This window comes from Knoellia locipacati, from assembly GCF_007992835.1.
Taxonomy (GTDB): Bacteria; Actinomycetota; Actinomycetes; order Actinomycetales; family Dermatophilaceae; genus Knoellia; species Knoellia locipacati.
Genome location: NZ_BKBA01000008.1, coordinates 510,491 through 530,141, shown reverse-complemented (window position 1 = coordinate 530,141; position 19,651 = coordinate 510,491). Strand labels below are relative to the sequence as shown.

The following is a 19,651-nucleotide window of genomic DNA, read 5'->3' as shown; positions in this document are numbered from 1 at the left end:
CGGGTGTCGGGGGCTCTTGCGTATGCCGGGCAGCCGGCGGGCGTCGCGCGTCAGCGACCGCTGATCGCGCGGTACTCGCGCTCGGTCTCGCCCGTGTAGATCTGGCGGGGACGGCCGATCTTGGTGTCGGGGTCCTCGATCATCTCGCGCCACTGGGCGATCCAGCCGGGGAGGCGGCCGAGGGCGAACAGGACCGTGAACATCTTGGTCGGGAAGCCCATCGCCTTGTAGATGAGACCGGTGTAGAAGTCGACGTTCGGGTAGAGCTTGCGCTCGATGAAGTAGTCGTCCTCGAGGGCGCGCTGCTCGAGCTGGAGGGCGATGTCGAGCAGCGGGTCGCGGACCCCGTCCTTGTTGAGGATGGTGTCGGTCGTCTTCTTGATGATCGCGGCGCGCGGGTCGTAGTTCTTGTAGACGCGGTGGCCGAAGCCCATGAGCTTGACCCCGTCCTCCTTGTTCTTGACCTTCTTGACGAAGGTGTCGACGTCGCCGCCGTCCTTGAGGATGCCGTCGAGCATCTCGAGGACCGCCGAGTTCGCGCCACCGTGCAGCGGCCCGGAGAGGGCGTGGATGCCTGCGGAGACGGAGTTGAAAAGGTTGGCGTGGGCCGAGCCGACGAGACGCACGGTCGACGTCGAGCAGTTCTGCTCGTGGTCGGCGTGGAGGATGAGGAGCTGGTCGAGCGCCGTGACCATGTCGGGGTCGATGTCGTAGTCCGTCGCCGGGACACCGAACGTCATCCGGAGGAAGTTCTCCTGGAGGGAGAGCTCGTTGTCCGGGTAGAGGAACGGCTGGCCGATGCTCTTCTTGTAGGCGTAGGCCGCGATCGTCGGCAGCTTGGCGAGGAGGCGGATCGTCGAGATCTCGACGTGCTCCTTGTCGAACGGGTCGAGGCTGTCCTGGTAGAACGTGCCGAGCGCGGACACCGCCGACGACAGGACGGGCATCGGGTGCGCGTCGCGCGGGAAGCCGTTGAAGAACGCCTTGAGGTCCTCGTGGAGCATCGTGTGCTGGCGCACCCGCGAGGTGAAGTCCTCGAGCTCGGACGCGGTGGGGAGCTCGCCGTAGACGAGCAGGTAGGACACCTCGAGGAAGTTCGACTTCTCGGCGAGCTGCTCGATCGGGTAGCCGCGGTAGCGCAGGATGCCCGCGTCACCGTCGATGTAGGTGATCGCGCTGTTGCACGAGGCGGTGTTGACGAACCCGATGTCGAGGGTGGTGTCGCCGGTCTCCTTGAGCAGGGCGGAGATGTCGTATCCGTTGTTGCCCTCGGTGGCCTTCACGAGGGGGAAGCTCAGCTCCCGGTCACGGACCTGGAACGTCGCAGCGGCTGCGTCGGTGCTCATCGTCTCTTCAATCCTCACGTCTCGGGCGAGCTCGCAGTGGGCGCCGCTCGCGCACGAGTGACGCTACCTCAGAGGCTCACGACGACGAAAAGCGCGTTCGCGATCAGGACCCGGCGGACAGCCGGGCGGCGGCAGCGGAGATGTGCTCGTCGGAGGCGGTGAGCGCGATCCGGACGTGCTGCGCACCGGCGGCACCGTAGAAGGTCCCGGGGGCGGCGAGGATGCCGCGCTCCGCCAGCCGGCCGAGCGTGGTCCAGGCGTCCTCGCCCGCGGTCGCCCACAGGTAGAGACCGGCGTCGCTGTGCGTGACGTCGAGCCCGAAGGCGCGCACGCCCTCGAGCAGCGTCGCGCGCCTGGCGGCGTAGACGGCCTTCTGCGCCTCGACGTGTGCGGGGTCCCCGAGGGCGGCCGTGAGGGCGACCTGGACGGGCCACGGCACGATCATCCCCGCGTGCTTGCGCACCTCGAGGAGCCGGCCGACGAGCGCCGGGTCGCCGGCGACGAACGCCGCGCGGTAGCCGGCGAGGTTGGACTGCTTGGACAGCGAGTAGACGCAGAGCAGCCCCTCGTGCGAGCCGCCGGTGACCCGCGGGTCGAGGATCGAGGGCGTCGTCGGGGACGTCTCGGAGCCACGCTCGGTGCGCCAGTCGAGCTCGGCGTAGCACTCGTCACTCGCCACGACGACACCGTTGCGGCGCGCCCAGGCGACGACCTTGGCGAGGTGCTCGACGCCGAGGACCTGACCCGTCGGGTTGCCAGGACTGTTGAGCCACAACAGCTTCGGCGTCGTGGACGGCGTCAGCGGGCCCAGGGCGGCGAGGCCGTCGACGACCTTCGGGGTCGCACCGGCGAGCCGCGCACCGACGTCGTAGGTCGGGTAGGCCGCCGACGGGAAGCCGACGATGTCACCGGGGCCGAGCCCGAGCAGGGTCGGCAGCCACGCCACGAGCTCCTTGCTGCCGATCGTCGGCAGCACACCGGCCGGGTCGAGGTCGGGGACCCCGCGCCTCGTGGCGAACCACTGGGCGACGGCCTCGCGCAGCGCGGGCGTCCCCCACGTCTGGGGGTAGCCGCCTGCGTCCGACGCCGAGCGCAGCGCCTCCTGGACGACCTCGGGGGTCGGGTCGACCGGGGTGCCCACCGAGAGGTCGACGAGTCCGAGACCGTCCGGTGTGGCGACGGAACTCGCCCGCTCCTTGACCGGAGCGAGCGAGTCCCAGGGAAAGTCGGGGAGCGCGAGGCTCACTCGTCGTGTTCCTGCGGGGGCAGCGCCGCGATGAGCGGGTGGTCCTTGGGGATGAGGCCCATCTTGGCCGCACCGCCGGGGCTGCCGAGGTCGTCGAAGAACTCGACGTTGGCCTTGTAGTAGTCGGCCCACTGCTCGGGGGTGTCGTCCTCGTAGTAGATGGCCTCGACGGGGCACACCGGCTCGCAGGCGCCGCAGTCGACGCACTCGTCGGGGTGGATGTAGAGCGACCGCTCACCCTCGTAGATGCAGTCGACAGGACACTCCTCGATGCAGGCCTTGTCCTTGAGGTCGACACAAGGCTGCGCGATCACGTACGTCATGCGGCCATAGTATGCCGCTCGTGCCCGCCCCTCTCGACGCCGTCCGTATCGGCGCGCGCGTCGTCGTCAGATCGCGCCTCCTCCCCCGCGGCGAGGCGCCCTCCGACGGCCCGTCGATGACCGACAGCGTCGGCACCCTCGTCTCCCGCACCGCGACCGAGGTCGTCGTCGCGACGCGCCACGGCGACGTCACCATCGCCCGCGACCGCATCGTCGCCGCCAAGGAGGTGCCGCCGCGCCCGAGCCGCCGCGGGGCCGCCCACCTGGCCCTCTCGGTCGCCGACCTCCAGCGGGTCATGGGGCCGGCGTGGGGCGCCATCGAGCGCGAGAGCCTCGGCGACTGGGAGCTGCGCGCCTCGCAGGGGTTCACCCAGCGGGGCAACTCGGTTCTGCCCGTGGGCGAGCCGGGCGTCCCGCTCGCCGAGGCGGTCGACAGGATCGAGGCCTGGTATGCCGCTCGCGGCCTCCCTGCCCGCGTGTCCCTCGCCGGGCCGGTCGGTTTCGAACCGGGCGAGGACCCGCTCGGCGCCGAGCTGCTGGCGCGCGGCTGGACCAGCGGCGACCGGACCCTCAACCTCACCGCGTCGACCGACACCGTGGCGGCCGCGAGCCCCGGCGGGGTGGGCGTCGACGTCAGCGAGGACCTCGACGAGGCCTGGCTCGACGCCTATGCGCAGACCAGGACGATGGTGGGCGACGTGGCCGCGCAGGTGCTCGCGGGGAGCCCGGTGCAGCACTTCGCCGCCATCAGGGCCGGTGGCGGGCTGGCCCAGCAGGTCGGGCTCAGCACGCCCGGCTCCCGTGACCCGCGCCCGGTGGCCATCGGGCGCCTGGCGGTGGCCGGGGGCTGGGCCGGGCTCGCCGCCGTCTGGACCGACCCGACCCTGCGCGGACGCGGTCTGGCGACCCGGGTCACCACCCGGCTGGCCGAGGTGGCGCGGGCGGACGGCATACGGCTCATCCACCTGCAGGTGGAGGCCGACAACGAGACCGCCATCGCGCTCTACGAGCGGCTGGGGTTCGAGCGGCACTCGACCTACGTCTACCTCACGTCGCCGAGCCGCTGAGCAGGGCTACTTCGCCTGCGGGTGCGTGCAGGTGACGTCGTCCTCGGGGTTGTAGTGGGTGTTGAACGCCTGCGTCCGCACGGTCTTGCCCGCCTGGCGGAAGATCCGCGTCACCGTGACGTCGAAGCCCGGCGTCGGCGCCTGCGTGATGCAGGCCGGCGAGGGGTCGGTGATCTTCTTGGGCGCGACGATGTTGCGTCGCGGGCTCTTGGTCGCCGCGATGTCCCACTTCTTCGTGCCGTAGAACGACACCGTGATCTGGCCACCGGTCGAGCTGGCGCGGATGTAGATGCCGCCGTCGGTGGTGTTGACCCAGCGGTTGTCGGGGTACGGGTAGGAGATCGTCGCCTCGCGACCCTCGGGGTAGCGCGAGATGTAGAACCCGTGGGCCATGTACTCCTTGAACTCCACCCCGGCGAAGAACGCGGCGTTGAACAAGGTGGTGGAGACCTGCGAGATGCCGCCACCGTAGTTCTCGCTGAGCCGTCCCTCGGAGATGACGCCGCCCTTGACGTAGCCCTTGTCGGGCGTGCGCCGACCGAGGACGCCGTTGAGGCTGAAGGTGCCGCCCGGCGGGACGTAGGTGCCGTTGAGCGTGCGGGCCGCGACCCGGATGTTGTTGACGCGACCGCCACCGTTGGCGGCGAAATAGGTCGTGAACGTCGAGATCTGCCCCTTGGGGAGCGTGGCCTTGGCCTGGGCCGTCGTGAACTTCGGCTGCGACACGGTGACGGGCAGGATCGCGGCGCGCTCCTCGGAGGTGAGCGCGGTCGTGATCGGCTCGACGATCTTGGTCGCGTCGAGCGCCACACCCGTGCGCGAGGGCACCACGGCGGGCTGGCCGTTGGAGAAGGTCACCGAGGCGTCCTTGGCGTCGACGACGGCGCCGGCCTTCTTGGCGGCCGCGGACACGGCGGCGACGAGGAGCTTGTCGTCGAGCTTGGGGGTGATCTTGCCCTCGGCGTCCGCGGGGAACGAGATGGCCGGGGCGAGCACGGCTGCGGGGATGTCGAAGGTCTTGTCACCGGCCTTGACGGCGACCGGGCCCGACATCGCCTTGTCGGCGAACTCGGTCTTGACGCGGTCGAGCTCCTCGCCCGTGACCTTGGGCGCGCTCTCCTTGATGGGGGCGACGAACGGGGCCGAGCGCGGCCACGCCGAGGCGATGGTCTCGACGGTCGGGTCGACCTCGACCTCCTGGCCCGTGACGGGCTGGACGACGGCGACCTTGCCACCGGCGACCGAGATCGAGCCCTCCTTGGGCGCGACGGCCAGCTCCGAGGCGGCCTTGGTCACCGCAGCCTTGAGCCTGGCGTCGTCGACCTTGGTCTGGAGGGGGCGGTCGGAGCCGCCGGTGAGGTGGCGGACGACCTTGACCGGGTTGAGGCTGAAGCCGGTGAGGTCGGCGACCGAGGCGTCGAGGTCGACCTCGAGCCCGGCCTCCGCCGGGGTGAACGTGGCGTCCTTGCCGCCCGCCGTGAGGGTGACCGGCGTGGCAGCGCGCTTCTCGACGCCCTTGGCCAGCGCGGCCCGGGCCGCCGCCGGCTGCAGGCCACCGACCTGGACCCCGCCGACAGTGGTGTCGCTGGGGGCACGCCCACTCGTCCAGGCCGCGGCCCCGACGTAGCCGCCGATGAGCAGCACGAACGCCCCGAGGATCGAGGCCACGGCGACGCGCTTGCGTCGTGCCTGGCCCGGGTGCGGGTCGAATTCGCTGGTCATGACTGTCCTCGGTGGTGTGGATGTGCTGCGTCGTCGGTCACGGGAGCGCGGAGTACTGTCCGCGGAAGTGTACGAGGGCGGCCTTCGGATCCCCGCCAAGGCGGGCGTCGCGGACCTCCCCCACGATGATGCTGTGGTCGCCGGCGGGGTGAACGTCCCGCACCGTGCACTCCAGCGTCGACAGGGCTCCGTCGAGCAGCGGGATGCCCGACGGGGTGAGCGTGTGGGGCGCGCGGTCCATCTGCCCCGGCAGGGGACGCCCGGGCGTGGCGAACCACGCGGCCGTGGCCCGCTGGTCGGCGGCGAGGACGCTCACGCCGAAGGCACCGCACTCGATCACCGCGTCGTGGAAGCGGGCGTCGGTCTCGACGCACACGAGCAGGAGCACCGGGTCCAGCGAGACGCTCGTGACGGAGTCGGCCGTGAGGGCGTGGTGGTGGCCGGACGCCGTGGTCGTGACGACCGAGACCCCCTTGGCGAGACGCCCCACGACGTGGCGGTAGAGGTCGGTGTCGACCTCCGGCGCCGCCCCCTCCCCCGTCGTCACAGCCGGGCTCCGAGCAGACCGGGGCGCGCGATGTCGCCGCCCGCAGCGGAGCCAGCAGCACCGCCTGGCAGGACCTCACCGGTCGACGGGTCCATCACGGCGTAGCCCTCGCGGCCCGACAGCCGAGAGGCCACGTCGTTGGACAGGGCGAACCAGCCGTCGCCGACGACCACCTGGGTGGCGTGCGAGCGCAGGGCCTCCTGCTGCCGCCCCACCACCGAGGGGTCGATGACGGCGTGCGTCACGAGGGCGTCGTCGACGACGGAGGGCGCGATGGGGTCGGTCGGTGAGGGGACGGCATACGGGCTGCCGGCAGGCAGGTGGGAGGCGAGCCAGACCCGGTCCTCGCCCACCCACGACCTCGGGGTCAGCGTGACGAAAAGCATTGGCGCAGAGGGCATCTGCGCCAAGGCCGCACGGACTGCCTCGTGGACGCGGATGTGGTCGGGGTGGCCGTATCCACCCTGCGGGTCGTAGGTCACGACGACGTCGGGGTCGATCTCCTCGATCGTCGACCGCACGAGCGCCGCGACCTCGGCGAGCTCGGCGCCGGCGAAGGCACGAGGGTGCGCGAACGCGGCCGAGCCGACCATGCCGGAGTCCCGGTATGCCGTGTGCCCACCGTGCGCCGTCGCGCCCAGCAGGTGCGAGGTCACGCCGAGTGCGTCCACGGCGCCGGCGAGCTCACCGCGACGGTGCTCGGCGAGCGGGTCACCCTCGGCGCCCTCGAGGTGGGCGAGCCCGGACGGGATGACCTCGCCCTCCTCGCCCAGCGTGCAGGTGAGGACGTGGACGTCGTCGCCCCGCTCGACGTGGTGCAGGATCGCCACCCCGGTCGCGAGCGTCTCGTCGTCGGGGTGCGCGTGCACGAAGAGCAGTCGCGTCACTGGCGGACCGCGATGTCGGCGAGTTCCACGACACCGCCGATGACCTCGTTGGCCGACAGGTTCCTCACGTCGCTGCCGGCGATGTAGAGCGCGCGTCGCTCGGCAAGGCCGATGTAGGCCCCCTGCTCGAGCAGCTTGACGTCGAGCGCGGCCCACGCCTCCTCGCGCTTGGTCCGGTCGGCCATCGCGCCGATGACCTGGATCTCGGCGTTGGTGGCGGTGGACGTGAAGTAGCCGTAGTCGCGCCCCGGTCCGGCCGCGGAGATGTTCATCGAGCTGTCGAACAGGGCCGGCAGGATCGTGCTGGCCGAGGCCCATGCCGGCGCCCAGTTCGACCAGAACACGTCGTAGCTCTTGGCGGCCGAGCGCTGCCCGATGGTGGCGAAGTAGTCGTCCTTGAGCGGGGTGAGCGTCGGCGCGAAGCCGGCCTCGGTCCACCCGGCGACGAGCGCGGCCATTGCCTTGTCGGCCACGGGGCTCGACCGGTAGACGACCCGCAGCGGCACGGGGAGGCTGAGGCCGGCCTGGCCGAGCAGGACCTTGGCGCGGTCGGCGTCCCCACGGTTGCCCGCGGCGAGCGGGTCCTCGTCGTGGTGCGCCGGGAGCGACTGCGGGATGAGGGTGCTCGTGGGCCGGCCCGTCGTCGCACCGCCGAGAGCGGTGACGTAGGCCTCGCGGTTGGTCGCGACGGCGAGGGCCTGACGCGCCTGCACCTTGGCGAAGATCGGGCTGGTGAGGTTGGGGGCGAGGTAGTCGACGAGACCCGTGGCGGCGGTGACCGAGCGCTCCTTGAGCGCGTCGACCGTGACGATGTGCTGCTGGATGGCGGGGGGCGCGGAGCCGAGCGAGACGGCCTCACGGGAGTTGTCGCCGTCGGCCATGATCTGCTGCGCCACCGTCTGGGTCTCGATGCCCTCCTGGTAGTCGATGCGGTCCGGGTAGGCCCGGCGCACCTCGTCGGTCGAGGCCTTCCAGTGCGGGTTGCGCTCCCACGAGCCGCCGGTCGAGGCCCGCCACGGGGACGCGAGCTTGTAGGGGCCGTTGGAGAACACCTCGTAGGTGCCGTCCTTGCCCTTGTCGGCGGACTTCTTCACCGGGGCGAACGCCGGCTGGCTCACCATCTCGTTGAAGTCGCTCACCGGCGAGCTGAGCGTGAAGGTGATCGTCGAGCCCTTGCAGGCCACGACCTTGTCGTATGCCGCGAGGCCGGCTGCCGCAGTGGCACCGGTCGCGTAGGGGCCGGCATACACCGGCTTGCCGTCCGGGAGCTTCGGGACGGCGAGGACGGCGAGCGCGTCGGTGGAGCCGCCCGTGATGACGCTCGACGCAAAGGTGCGCGAGATGCCGTAGCGGACGTCCTCACAGGTGACGGGCGAGCCGTCCTCCCAGGCGATGCCCTCGCGCAGCGTGAACGACCACGCGGTGAGGTCCTTGTTGGGCGTGCCCGCGTCGGTCGCGAGGTCGCCGACGATCCGCGACTGGTTGCGGGGGTCGGTGCTCGGCTGGTAGGCGGTGAGCGTCCGCAGGAAGGTCCGACCGGCGAACGCGGCGTCGTCGCGGGCGCTGATCCGCTGCGGGTCCCAGCTCAGGACCGGGCCGAGCGAGAGCGCCTTGAGCGTGCCGCCGCGCTCGTCGACGCGGTCGTGGGCCGCAGCGACCTGCGGCGTCTGCGAGTCGCCGTCACCGTCGCCACCCATGACGCTGCACCCGGCCATGCCGGACACGAGCACGACCACGAGAGCAGCCAGCATCGCCCAGACGCGGTTGCTGCGCTGCTGTCGTGGGCGGTGCCGGCTGCTACGGGTGTTCACGCGCGGGGTACTTCCTGGGTGGGGACGTCGCCGGTGCGACGCCTCAGTTCTTGCGGGCCCGCGAGGCCGAACGGCCACGCACGGTCTGGTCGAGCTCGACCTTGCGGATGCGCACGGCCTCCGGGGTCACCTCGACACACTCGTCCTCACGGCAGAACTCCAGGGCCTGCTCGAGGGTCAGGCGCCGCGGCGGGACGACCTTCTCGAAGTTGTCGGCGGAGGAGGCGCGCACGTTGGTGAGCTTCTTCTCCTTGGTGATGTTGACGTCCATGTCGTCGGCGCGCGAGTTCTCGCCGACGATCATGCCCTCGTAGACCTCGGTCGACGGCTCGACGAACAGCGTGCCGCGCTCCTGGAGGTTGACCATCGAGTAGGCGGTGACCGGGCCGGTGCGGTCGGCGACGAGCGACCCCGAGGTGCGGGTCGTGATGGTGCCGAACCACGGCTCGTAGTCCTCGAAGACGTGGTGCGCGATGCCGGCGCCACGGGTGTCGGTGAGGAACTGCGTGCGGAAGCCGATGAGGCCACGCGAGGGGACGAGGAACTCCATGCGGACCCAGCCGGTGCCGTGGTTGGTCATCTGCTCCATGCGGCCCTTGCGCGCGGCGAGGAGCTGGGTGATGGCACCGAGGTACTCGTCCGGGGTGTCGATCGTGAGGCGCTCGACGGGCTCGTGGAGCTTGCCGTCGATCTGCTGCGTGACCACCTGCGGCTTGCCGACGGTGAGTTCGAAGCCCTCACGCTTCATCTGCTCGACGAGGATGGCCAGCGCGAGCTCGCCACGTCCCTGGACCTCCCAGGCGTCGGGGCGCTCGGTGGGCAGGACGCGGAGCGAGACGTTGCCGACGAGCTCCTTGTCGAGGCGGTCCTTGACCATGCGGGCCGTGACCTTGGAGCCGCGGACCTTGCCGACCATCGGGCTGGTGTTGGTGCCGATGGTCATCGAGATGGCGGGCTCGTCGACGGTGATGATCGGGAGCGCGACGGGGTTCTCGGCGTCGGCGATGGTGTCGCCGATCATGATGTCGGGGATGCCGGCGATGGCGATGATGTCACCGGGGCGGGCCGACTTGCCCTCCTCGAGCGGCTTGCGCTCGAGGGCCTCGGTCATGAGCAGCTCGGTGATCTTGACGCGCTCGATGGTGCCGTCGTGCTTGCACCACGCCACCTGCTGGCCCTTCTTGATCTCGCCGTTGAAGACGCGGAGCAGGGCGAGACGACCCAGGAAGTTCGACGCGTCGAGGTTGGTGACGTGCGCCTGCAGGGGCGCCTCGGTGTCGTAGGTCGGCGCGGGGATGGTGTCGATGATCGTCTGGAAGAGGGCGGTGAGGTCCTCACCGTCGGGCAGGCCACCGTTGTCCGGGCGCTCCATCGAGGCGCGGCCGTTCTTGGCGGAGGCGTAGACGATGGGGAACTCGATCTGGTCCTCGGTCGCCTCGAGGTCCATGAAGAGCTCGTAGACCTCGTCGACGACCTCCTGGATGCGGGAGTCGGGGCGGTCGACCTTGTTGATGCAGAGGATCACCGGCATCTTGGCGGCGAGCGCCTTGCGCAGGACGAAGCGCGTCTGGGGCAGCGGGCCCTCGGACGCGTCGACGAGGAGGACGACGCCGTCGACCATGGACAGGCCGCGCTCGACCTCGCCACCGAAGTCGGCGTGACCGGGGGTGTCGATGATGTTGATCGTCAGGCCGTCGGTGAGACCGGCGTCGGCCGCCGCCTTGCCCGCGTAGTGCACCGCGGTGTTCTTGGCGAGGATCGTGATCCCCTTCTCACGCTCCAGGTCACCGGAGTCCATGACGCGTTCGCCGGTGGACTCGACGGTGGCTCGGGCCTCGAAGGCGCCGGCCTCCCAGAGCATCTTGTCGACCAGCGTGGTCTTTCCGTGGTCGACGTGCGCGACGATCGCGACGTTTCTGATGTCGTCGCGTGTAGTGATGGGCATGATGCCCATTCTCTCAGGATTTCGCTCAGGGACGAAAACGGCGGGGAACCGCCATGCGCGCGGCCAGCGCGTCGACGATCGGGAGGTCGCCCGGGAGCCACGGCACGGCATACAGGTCCTCCGCCGTGAGCCAGCGCAGCGCGTCGTGGTCCTCGATGGGCTCGGGGGTGCCCTCGGTCACCACCGCGAGGTGCACGGTCATCGCGTATGCCGTGCCCAGCGGCCAGCGTCCGCGCGCCAGCGGGCCGTCCACCCGGTCGCCGACGGCGACCTCGACACCGAGCTCCTCGCGGAGCTCGCGGTGCAGCGCCTCGACCGCCTCCTCCCCCGGGTCCACCTTGCCGCCGGGGAGCTCCCAGCCACCCGCGAGCGCCGGTGGTTCGGTCCGTCTCGCGGCGAGCAGCCGGGTCGGCTCCGCGAGGTCGTCGACGAGGGCGGCGGCGACGACCTCGACGGGGTCGTTCGGCTCGTCCAGGGGCATGCCGCGAATCCTTCCCGGTCCCGGGTCTCACTCCGATAAACAAATCCAGTGTGCGGTCGAGACGGCGATGAATGTCGCTAGGGTCAACCCGTCCGTAGCAGCGAAGCACGACACCCGTGCCCGACTGCCTGGTCGCACCACCCTCCGGGGGCCAACCGTGGCTCCGAGGTTCGCACATCCAAGCGAGGTATCGATGACGTTCAAGCGCAAGGCGACGCCGTTCGCCGTGCTGACGGTTGCAGCGCTGGCCCTGACGGCCTGCGCCCAGTCCGACCGTGACGACTCCGGGTCGGACTCCGGCTCCTCCGGGGGCGGCACGTCCACGTTCACCTTCGGCGCCGCCGGCGCTCCCAAGGTGATGGACCCCTTCTACGCCACCGACGGCGAGACCTTCCGCGTGACCCGCCAGATGTTCGAGGGTCTCGTCGGCATCAAGGCCGGAAGCGCCGAGGTCGAGCCCGAGCTCGCCGAGAAGTGGGAGCCGGACGCCTCCGGCACCAACTGGACCTTCACCCTGCGTGAGGGCGTGAAGTTCACCGACGGCGAGCCGTTCAACGCCGACGCCGTGTGCAAGAACTTCACCCGCATGTTCGACCAGAACCCGGCCGGCCAGGTCGCCGCCGAGTACTGGGCGACGACCTTCGGTGCGTTCAAGGCCAAGGCCGCGGAGTCCCTCTACAAGGGCTGCGAGGTCAAGGACGAGAAGACGGTGGTCCTCTCCGTCACGCGCCCGACCTCCGGGTTCCCGACCTTCCTCTCGCTGGACGCCCTCTCGATGCAGTCGCCCAAGGCGATGGACGCGGGCAAGGCCAACGACGTCGTCGCCCAGGGCGAGGGCTTCACCTACCCCGCCTACTCCAAGGCTGCGGTCGGCACGGGCCCCTACAAGCTCGACAAGTACGACGAGGCCAACAAGACGGTCACGCTCGTGCGCAACGACGACTACTGGGGCGACAAGGCCAAGAACGCCAAGGTCGTCTTCAAGATCATCCCCGACGAGAGCACCCGTCGTCAGGAGCTCGAGGCCAAGAGCATCAACGGCTACGACCTGCCGAACCCCGCTGACTGGAAGGGCCTGGAGTCCGCAGGCAACAAGGTCGAGGTCCGCAAGCCCTTCAACGTGTTCTACATGGGCCTCAACCCCACCAAGAACCCGAAACTCACCGACATCAAGGTCCGCAAGGCCATCTACCAGGCCCTCAACCGCGACGAGCTCGTCAAGACCCAGCTCCCCGAGGGCGCCAAGGTCGCGACCCAGATGATGCCCGACACCGTGAGCGGCTACAACAAGTCGCTCGAGGCCGTGAAGTACGACCCGGCAGCGGCCAAGGCAGCCATCACCGCAGCAGGTGGCCTCACGCTCACGTTCGCGTACCCCTCCGAGGTGTCGCGTCCGTACATGCCCAACCCGCAGAAGCTCTACCAGGCGATGGCGGGTGACCTCGAGGCCGCCGGCATCAAGGTCAACACGGTCACCAAGCCGTGGAACGGTGGCTACCTCGACGGTGTCGACGCCAACGCCTTCGACGCGTTCCTCCTCGGGTGGACCGGCGACTACGACTCGGCGGCCAACTTCATCGGCACCTTCTTCGGCAACATGGACGCCAACAACTTCGGTCTCGCGAAGCAGTCCTTCGGCCCGACCCTCGTCGCCGACCTCGCCAAGGCGGACTCGATCGTCGACGAGACCGAGCGCGACAAGGCGTACGAGAAGCTCAACCAGCAGATCCAGGAGGAGTACCTCCCGGCTCTGGCGATCAGCCACTCCCCGCCGGCGCTCGTCGTCGGTGAGGGCGTCGAGGGCATCGTCGCCTCGCCGCTCACCGCGGAGGAGTTCAGTGGTGTGACCGTCGGCGGCAAGTGAGCCTGACCGCTCTCAACCGTTGACGGAGGTGGCCGTCCCGGCGAAGGATCGCCGGGGCGGCCACCGCCATGATGCAAGGAGGAACTCGTGCTGAGGTTCATCGTCAGACGCCTGGTGCAGATGGTCGGCGTGCTCGTCGTCCTGTCGTTGTTGTTGTTCCTGTGGCTGCGCTCCCTACCCGGAGGGACCGTCTCGGCGATCCTCGGTGAGCGCGCCACCCCGCAGTCCCGCGCCGCCATGGAGGCGCAGTTCGGTCTGGACCAGCCGATCTGGGTCCAGTACGGCAAGTTCGTCGGTCGCGTGCTCCAGGGCGACTTCGGCCCCTCGACCAGCGTGCTCCCCGGCACCGACGCGCTGACCATCTTCTTCCAGCGGCTCCCCGCGACGATCGAGCTGAGCTTCTTCGCGATGCTCATCGCGATCGCGCTGGGCATCCCGCTCGGCTACTTCGCCGCCCGCCGCCGCGCGAGCCTCCTCGACAACGCGTCGGTGATCTTCTCGCTCGTGGGGATCGCGATCCCGGTCTTCTTCCTCGCGTTCCTGCTCAAGTACGTCTTCGCGATCAAGCTCGGCTGGCTGCCCGTCTCCGGTCGCCAGTCCGGCGACGTCGACGCGACCCGGGTCACCGGCTTCTTCGTCATCGACGGCCTGATCACCCGTGAGTTCGACGCGTCGTGGGACGCGCTCAAGCACCTCGTCCTGCCCTCGATCGCCCTCGCGAGCATCCCGTTCGCGGTGATCTTCCGGATCACCCGCGCCTCAGTGCTCGACGTCCTCGACGAGGACTACATCCGCACCGCCGAGTCCAAGGGCCTCACCAACCGGGTCATCCGCGGTCGCCACATCCTGCGGAACGCGATGCTCCCGGTGACGACGACGATCGGGCTCCAGATCGGCGCCCTGCTCGCCGGGGCGGTCCTCACCGAGCGTGTGTTCTCGTTCGGTGGACTGGGCGAGGCCCTGGCCCTGTCGTTCGAACGCCGGGACTACCCCGTGCTGCAGGTTCTCATCCTCGCGGCCGCTGCCATCTATGTGCTGGTCAACCTGCTGGTCGACATCATGTATGCCGTCATTGACCCCCGAGTCCGGACGAGGTGACCGCGATGACCCCCTCCCCCATGGATCCACGCCCGAACGCGAAGAAGGACCGCATCGACTCCTTGGCGCAGACCGCCGGCGGCTCCGGTGCAACGGCCACCGCCGTCAAGGACGTCCACGTCGGTGCGGCCGGCAAGGTCAAGGACACCGGTGGCGTCTCGCTCATCGCGAGCGCCTGGAGCCGCCTGCGCCGCAACCCGGTCTTCCTCATCGGCGCTGCCATCACCGTGGTCTTCGTCCTGCTCGCGCTCTTCGCGCCCCTGATCGCCCCGCACGACGCGAGCAAACGTCTGCCCCAGCTGCTCGAGAACCTCACCCCCGGCAACATCCCCGGGCCCATGTCCGGGTCGCCGCTGGGTTCGGACGAGTTCGGGCGCGACCTGCTGTCGCGGCTCATCGTCGGCGCCCGGCAGACGCTCATCGTCGGCGTCTTCGCGACGCTCTTCGGCCTCACCGGCGGCATCGCGCTCGGCACCCTCGCCGGCGCCTTCGGCGGCTGGGTCGACTCGCTCGTCATGCGCGTCGTCGACGTCATGCTCTCGGTGCCGTCGCTGCTGCTCGCCGTGTCGATCGCTGCCCTCGCCCCGAAGCCGTCGCAGTGGACGGTCATCATCGCCATCGCGACCGTGCAGGTGCCGATCTTCGCCCGGCTCCTGCGCGGGTCCATGCTCGCGCAACGCGGCAGCGACCACGTGCTGGCCGCACGGGCCCTCGGTGTGAAGCAGAGCTCCATCGTGTTCCGGCACATGCTGCCCAACTCGCTCGGGCCGGTCATCGTCCAGTCGACCCTGGTCCTCGCGACCTCGATCATCGACGCCGCTGCGCTGTCGTTCCTCGGGCTCGGCAACCCCGACGACCGCCAGCCCGAGTGGGGCCAGATGCTCGGCGCTGCCCAAGGCCTCATCCAGGACTACCCGCACCTCGCCTTCTACCCGGCGGCGTGCATCATCGTCGTCGCGCTCGGCTTCACCCTCATGGGCGAGTCGCTGCGCGAGGCCCTCGACCCCAAGAGCCGGAGGTGATCCGCGCATGAGCAACGCAACTGCATCGAGTACGACCGACCCGGGCACGGACACGACCAACGTCGCCGACCGTGACAAGGCGCGCCGCTGGCGCGAGGGCGGCAGCGAGCCACTGCTCAGGGTGCGTGACCTGCGGGTGACGTTCCAGCGCCAGGGAGCCGAGCCCTTCGAGGCCGTCCAGGGCGTGTCCTTCGACGTCCACCCCGGCCAGACCGTGGGTCTGGTCGGCGAGTCCGGTTGCGGCAAGTCCGTGACCTCGCTCGCGATCATGGGCCTGTTGCCCGAGCGCGGCAACAAGGTCAGTGGCACCGTCGACTACGAGGGCACCAACCTCCTCGAGCTGTCCGACCAGCAGATGCGGGACAAGCGGGGCAAGGACATCGCGATGGTCTTCCAGGACCCGCTGTCCTCGCTCAACCCGGTCATCCCCATCGGCCTCCAGGTCACCGAGGTCCTCGAGAGGCACCGCGGCATGTCCCGCAAGGCGGCCACGCCCGTCGCGCGCGAGCTGCTCGACCGGGTCGGGATCCCCGACCCGGACCGGCGGCTCAGGGACTACCCGCACCAGCTCTCGGGCGGCATGCGCCAGCGCGCGCTCATCGCCATCGCGCTGGCCTGCCAGCCGAGGCTGCTCATCGCCGACGAGCCGACCACCGCGCTCGACGTCACCATCCAGGCCCAGATCCTCGCCCTGCTCAAGGAGCTCGTCGAGGAGACCGGCACGGCCCTCGTCATGATCACGCACGACCTCGGTGTCGTCGCCGGGCTCTGCGACGAGGTCAACGTGCTCTACGGCGGCCGCATCGTCGAGCGTGGTGACCGGCACGACCTCTTCGCGCAGCCGCGCCATCCCTACACCAACGGCCTGCTCGCCTCGATCCCCCGCATGGACGCCCCGCGCGGACAGCGGCTCGTGCCGATCCCGGGCTCGGTGTCGGACAACCTGCCGTGGACGAGCGCCTGCGCGTTCGCCCCGCGCTGCTCGCAGCCGATCGAGGTCTGCACGCAGAAGATGCCCGAGCTCGAGGAGCACCACCAGCGTGCCCTGCGCTGCTTCAACCCCGTGGAGGTGTCCCGATGACCGACCCGACCAGCGAGCCCACGCAGCCGGACGAGAAGGCGACGGCTCCCGCGGAGACGGAGCGCACGGCATACGACGGCAGTGACGTCCTCGTCGACGCCAAGGGCGTCAAGGTGCACTTCCCGATCAAGCGGGGCGTGATCTTCGACAAGACGATCGGCCACGTCTACGCCGTGGACGGCGTCGACCTGCAGATCCGTCGGGGTGAGACCTACGGCCTCGTCGGCGAGTCCGGGTGTGGCAAGTCCACGCTCGGTCGCGCGATCCTCAACCTCGAGCCGCCGACCGACGGGTCGGTGGTCTTCGACGGGGTCGACATCGCGACCCTCAAGGGCGAGGAGCTGCGCAAGAAGCGCCAGGACATCCAGATGGTCTTCCAGGACCCGCTGTCGAGCCTCGACCCACGCCAGTCGGTCGAGTCCCTGCTCTTCGAGGGCATGAAGGCGCACGGCATTGCCAAGAACGCCAAGGAGGCGCGGCCGCGGCTCGTCGAGCTGCTCAACGCGGTGGGACTCCCCGAGGCCGCGTTGGCGAAGTATCCGCACGAGTTCTCGGGTGGCCAGCGACAGCGCATCGGCATCGCCCGCGCGCTGTCGGTCAACCCCAAGCTCATCGTCGCGGACGAGCCGGTGTCTGCCCTCGACGTGTCGGTGCAGGCGCAGGTCATCAACCTCCTCGAGGACCTCCAGGATGAGTTCGGACTGACCTACCTCGTCGTGGCGCACGACCTCGCCGTCGTCCGCCACATCAGCGACCGGATCGGCGTCATGTACCTCGGGGCGCTCGCCGAGGAGGCGGAGGCCGACGACCTCTATGCCGCTCCCCTGCACCCCTACACCCGGGCGCTCATGTCCGCGGTGCCGGTGCCGGACCCGGTCATCGAGGACCGCCGCGAGCAGATCCTGCTCACCGGCGACCTGCCCTCGCCGTCGCACCCGCCGACGGGCTGCCGGTTCCACACGCGGTGCCCGTGGCGCCAGGAGACCAAGTGCGACACCGAGCGCCCGGTGCTCCGCGTCCCCGAGATCCCCGGCGTCGGCCAGAGCCACCGCGTGGCGTGCCACTGGACCGAGCAGATCGAGGCCGGCGAGATCACCCCGCACGAGGTGGCCCCGCAGGCGACCGACCTCAGCGACCTCCTCGACGGCGACGCGTCCCTCATGGGCCCGGCGTCGATCTCCGAGGCCCTCTGAGCAGGCGCCGCTCGCCCGGTGAGGTCGGTTCCGCATCCGCGGAGCCGGCCTCACGGCATACGAGAGCCCGTATGCCGTCCTCTCGGGGCGCGGCCACCCCGCACCCGTCGCTTCGGGTAGGCGCGCCTTGCTGGACGGTCGCCGCCGCGAGGGACAGGCTGGGACCATGAGCCGTCAGCTGACCGACGAGGAGATCGAGCGCCAGCTCGCCGACCTCCCCCTGTGGACCCGCGAGGGCGACGCCATCGTCGCAACCATCGAGGCCCCGGACTTCCCTGCTGCTATCGCGATCGTCGGCGAGGCCGCCGAGGTCGCCGAGGAGATGAACCACCACCCGGACATCGACATCCGGTGGCGCACCACCTCGTGGCTGCTCACCACGCACGACGCCGGTGGTCTCACCCAGCTCGACATCGAGCAGGCCCACCGGATCATCGAGATCGCCCGTCGTCACGGGGTCGTCATCGATGGCTGAGCCCGCAGAGGTCCTCGTCGAGCACGACGAGCCCCACGACCAGTCCTTCGGCGCACGCCTCAACTGGCTGCGCGCCGGCGTCCTCGGCGCCGGCGACGGCATCGTCTCGACCGCCGGCCTCGTCATCGGCGTCGCCGCCGCGACGAGCGACCGCGGCGCGATCCTCACCGCCGGGCTCGCGGGTCTCGCCGCCGGCGCCATGAGCATGGCCGTCGGCGAGTACGTCTCGGTGAGCACCCAGCGCGACGCCGAGATCGCCCTGCTCGCCAAGGAGCGGCGTGAGCTGCGCGAGGAGCCCGAGGCCGAGCTCCAGGAGCTGGCCGAGCTCTACGAGGCCAAGGGGCTCAGCACGGAGCTGGCGCAGGAGGTCGCGGTCCAGCTCACCGCCCACGACGCCCTGGCCGCCCACGCCGAGACCGAGCTGGGCATCGACCCGGAGGCCCTGACCAAGCCGTGGCACGCCGCCTGGGCCTCGTTCATCGCGTTCACCATCGGCGCCCTCATCCCGCTCGTCGCGATCGTGCTCTCGGGCGTCTCCGCCCGGGTTCCCGTCACCGTCGCCGCGGTCGTCGTCGCACTGTTCCTCACCGGTTGGGCGAGCGCCCGGCTCGGTGGCGCCCCGATCCCACCGGCGGTGCGCCGCAACGTCTTCGGCGGCATCCTGGCCATGGCCGTCACCTATGCCATCGGCTCGCTCGTGGGCACGCAGGTCTGATGACGAGGTTCCTCGTCGTCCAGCACGAGCCCGAGGCACCCGGCGGTTGGCTCACCGAGCGCTGGACCCAGCTCGGCATCACCGCCGACACCGTGCGCGGCGACCTGTTCGAGACCGTCCCGACCCGGCTCGAGCACGACGCGCTCGTCGTCCTCGGTGGCGCGATGAACGCCGACGAGGACGAGACGTACCCCTGGCTCGCGCCGACCAAGGCGCTGCTGCGCGCAGCCGTGGCGCAGGGCGTGCCGACGCTCGGCGTCTGCCTGGGCCACCAGCTCATGGTGTCCGCCCTCGGCGGCGAGGTCGTGCTCAACCCGCGCGGCCGCACGAGCGGGCTGTTTCCGCTGTCCCTCACCGCTGACGGCGACGCGGACCCGCTCCTCGGCGGCCTGTCGGGGCGTGACGTCGTGCACTACAACGGCGACGTCGTGAGCCGGCTCCCCGACGGCGCCGAACGCCTCGCGACCGCACCCGACGGCTCCGTGCAGGCCGCCCGTTTCGGCCCTCGCGCCTGGGGTGTCCAGTTCCACCCGGAGACGACGCCGGAGATCTTCGAGGGTTGGATGACCGACTTCCGACCCGAGCCCCACGAGGCCCCCGACTCCCCCGCGACCTGGCTCGCGCAGATGGAGTCCCGACGCGAGGCCAACCGCACCACCGGGTATGCCGTCGCCGACGCCTTCGCAGCGGTCGTTCGCCTGTGCCCCTCGCGTTCCGCGTGACGCGCTGGTGAACCCCCGGCTCCACGCGCCTGTGCCCCTCGCGTTCCGCGTGACGCGAGGGGCGACCCCAGCCCGCGGACGCGAGGGGCGACCCCAGCCCGCGGAC

General features: G+C 70.4%; 18 protein-coding genes. 9 read left to right on the top strand and 9 right to left on the bottom strand.

Features of this window, described 5'->3' with window-relative positions; genetic code table 11:
• Nucleotides 1–50: 50 nt before the first annotated feature.
• The 3 genes from KLO01_RS10795 to fdxA all read right to left on the bottom strand — a co-directional run bounded on the left by KLO01_RS10795 (nucleotide 51) and on the right by fdxA (nucleotide 2,915).
• Nucleotides 51–1,346, bottom strand: a complete 1,296-nt coding sequence (locus tag KLO01_RS10795; protein ID WP_147064909.1) for a citrate synthase — start codon at nucleotides 1,344–1,346, stop codon at nucleotides 51–53.
• A 103-nt stretch (nucleotides 1,347–1,449) separates the two neighbouring features.
• Nucleotides 1,450–2,592: a succinyldiaminopimelate transaminase gene (gene dapC, locus KLO01_RS10790; RefSeq protein WP_147064906.1), complete on the bottom strand. Its 1,143-nt coding sequence runs from the start codon at nucleotides 2,590–2,592 to the stop codon at nucleotides 1,450–1,452.
• Nucleotides 2,589–2,915, bottom strand: coding sequence for a ferredoxin (fdxA, locus tag KLO01_RS10785; RefSeq protein WP_035947089.1), 327 nt, complete (start codon nucleotides 2,913–2,915; stop codon nucleotides 2,589–2,591). Before fdxA ends, dapC begins: the two co-directional genes overlap by 4 nt.
• Before the next feature lie 20 nt (nucleotides 2,916–2,935).
• Between fdxA and KLO01_RS10780 the strand changes: the two genes are divergently transcribed.
• Nucleotides 2,936–3,982, top strand: coding sequence for a GNAT family N-acetyltransferase (locus KLO01_RS10780; protein ID WP_147064904.1), 1,047 nt, complete (start codon nucleotides 2,936–2,938; stop codon nucleotides 3,980–3,982).
• Between the two features lie 6 nt (nucleotides 3,983–3,988).
• On the opposite strand, the gene KLO01_RS10775 is transcribed toward KLO01_RS10780, so the two are convergent.
• From KLO01_RS10775 to KLO01_RS10750, 6 genes are read right to left on the bottom strand one after another with little or no spacing between them, the layout of a single operon-like run.
• Nucleotides 3,989–5,704: a VanW family protein gene (locus KLO01_RS10775; RefSeq protein WP_147064902.1), complete on the bottom strand. Its 1,716-nt coding sequence runs from the start codon at nucleotides 5,702–5,704 to the stop codon at nucleotides 3,989–3,991.
• Nucleotides 5,705–5,741: 37 nt separating this feature from the next.
• Nucleotides 5,742–6,251, bottom strand: a complete 510-nt coding sequence (locus tag KLO01_RS10770) for a flavin reductase family protein (protein ID WP_147064900.1) — start codon at nucleotides 6,249–6,251, stop codon at nucleotides 5,742–5,744.
• Complete coding sequence (gene mshB / locus KLO01_RS10765; RefSeq protein WP_147064898.1) at nucleotides 6,248–7,138, bottom strand: N-acetyl-1-D-myo-inositol-2-amino-2-deoxy-alpha-D-glucopyranoside deacetylase; 891 nt, start codon at nucleotides 7,136–7,138, stop codon at nucleotides 6,248–6,250. The genes KLO01_RS10770 and mshB overlap by 4 nt, the downstream gene beginning before the upstream one ends.
• On the bottom strand, nucleotides 7,135–8,949 hold the full coding sequence (locus KLO01_RS10760; RefSeq protein ID WP_246136147.1) for an ABC transporter substrate-binding protein: 1,815 nt from the start codon (nucleotides 8,947–8,949) through the stop codon (nucleotides 7,135–7,137). Before KLO01_RS10760 ends, mshB begins: the two co-directional genes overlap by 4 nt.
• A gap of 43 nt (nucleotides 8,950–8,992) precedes the next feature.
• Nucleotides 8,993–10,894: a translational GTPase TypA gene (gene typA, locus KLO01_RS10755; protein ID WP_147064895.1), complete on the bottom strand. Its 1,902-nt coding sequence runs from the start codon at nucleotides 10,892–10,894 to the stop codon at nucleotides 8,993–8,995.
• 25 nt (nucleotides 10,895–10,919) lie between these two features.
• Nucleotides 10,920–11,375, bottom strand: a complete 456-nt coding sequence (locus KLO01_RS10750; RefSeq protein WP_147064892.1) for a (deoxy)nucleoside triphosphate pyrophosphohydrolase — start codon at nucleotides 11,373–11,375, stop codon at nucleotides 10,920–10,922.
• Between the two features lie 193 nt (nucleotides 11,376–11,568).
• On the opposite strand from KLO01_RS10750, the gene KLO01_RS10745 reads away from it, so the two are divergent.
• The 8 genes from KLO01_RS10745 (at nucleotide 11,569) to KLO01_RS10710 (ending at nucleotide 19,545) form a co-directional block, all read left to right on the top strand.
• Nucleotides 11,569–13,239: an ABC transporter substrate-binding protein gene (locus KLO01_RS10745; RefSeq protein WP_147064891.1), complete on the top strand. Its 1,671-nt coding sequence runs from the start codon at nucleotides 11,569–11,571 to the stop codon at nucleotides 13,237–13,239.
• An 87-nt stretch (nucleotides 13,240–13,326) separates the two neighbouring features.
• Nucleotides 13,327–14,337 (top strand): ABC transporter permease, encoded by a 1,011-nt coding sequence (locus tag KLO01_RS10740; RefSeq protein ID WP_147064889.1) that lies wholly within the window; start codon nucleotides 13,327–13,329, stop codon nucleotides 14,335–14,337.
• Between the two features lie 5 nt (nucleotides 14,338–14,342).
• On the top strand, nucleotides 14,343–15,359 hold the full coding sequence (locus KLO01_RS10735) for an ABC transporter permease (protein ID WP_147064886.1): 1,017 nt from the start codon (nucleotides 14,343–14,345) through the stop codon (nucleotides 15,357–15,359).
• Between the two features lie 7 nt (nucleotides 15,360–15,366).
• Nucleotides 15,367–16,440, top strand: coding sequence for an ABC transporter ATP-binding protein (locus tag KLO01_RS10730; RefSeq protein ID WP_147064884.1), 1,074 nt, complete (start codon nucleotides 15,367–15,369; stop codon nucleotides 16,438–16,440).
• The gene (locus KLO01_RS10725) at nucleotides 16,437–17,633 is read left to right on the top strand and encodes an ABC transporter ATP-binding protein (RefSeq protein ID WP_147064882.1); all 1,197 of its coding nucleotides are present in this window, start codon (nucleotides 16,437–16,439) and stop codon (nucleotides 17,631–17,633) included. Before KLO01_RS10730 ends, KLO01_RS10725 begins: the two co-directional genes overlap by 4 nt.
• A 166-nt stretch (nucleotides 17,634–17,799) precedes the next feature.
• Nucleotides 17,800–18,108 carry a 4a-hydroxytetrahydrobiopterin dehydratase gene (locus KLO01_RS10720; protein WP_147064880.1) on the top strand — a complete coding sequence of 103 codons (309 nt, stop codon included), beginning with the start codon at nucleotides 17,800–17,802 and terminating at the stop codon, nucleotides 18,106–18,108.
• Nucleotides 18,101–18,823, top strand: coding sequence for a VIT1/CCC1 transporter family protein (locus tag KLO01_RS10715; protein WP_147064878.1), 723 nt, complete (start codon nucleotides 18,101–18,103; stop codon nucleotides 18,821–18,823). Before KLO01_RS10720 ends, KLO01_RS10715 begins: the two co-directional genes overlap by 8 nt.
• Entirely contained in the window at nucleotides 18,823–19,545 is a 723-nt protein-coding gene (locus KLO01_RS10710; protein WP_147064876.1) for a type 1 glutamine amidotransferase, read from the top strand. The genes KLO01_RS10715 and KLO01_RS10710 overlap by 1 nt, the downstream gene beginning before the upstream one ends.
• The last annotated feature ends 106 nt before the right edge of the window (nucleotides 19,546–19,651 follow it).